This is a genomic window from Priestia sp. SIMBA_032, assembly GCF_046535215.1.
GTDB lineage: Bacteria > Bacillota > Bacilli > Bacillales > Bacillaceae_H > Priestia > Priestia aryabhattai.
Genome location: NZ_JAWRXD010000177.1, coordinates 1 through 408, shown reverse-complemented (window position 1 = coordinate 408; position 408 = coordinate 1). Strand labels below are relative to the sequence as shown.

The 408-nt window shown below is 35.3% G+C and carries 1 protein-coding gene; it reads left to right on the top strand.

The window, feature by feature from the left end:
* Nucleotides 1–408: MBL fold metallo-hydrolase (locus SB717_RS33895; protein ID WP_410907192.1), on the top strand; the 408-nt coding region annotated here is incomplete at both ends.

The window sequence follows — 408 nt, the reverse complement described above, 5'->3', positions numbered from 1 at the left end:
AAACGTCCTTCAATCTTGTAGCTGTATATTGCGCGAGTATTGTCAGTATATTGATGGTTTGGGAAAGGAGAGCGCCGAAAAAAATGGTTTGTATAGTTGTGAGTATATTTCTTTTTATTAGCACGTGTCATTATGTATATCCATATTTTAGAGGAAGTGGAAGTGTAACATTTATTGATGTTGGACAAGGTGATGCAATATTAATTCGCCTTCCGTATGATAAAGGGGTTTATCTTATTGATACAGGTGGAACGCTTCGTGTCAATAAGGAAGAGTGGCAACAAAAAAAGCATGAATTTTCTGTTGGAAATGATGTTTTAATACCCTATTTACAAAAAGAGGGTATTAAAACAATTGATAAATTAATCGTAACGCATGGAGATGCAGATCATATAGGTGCTGCGCAAG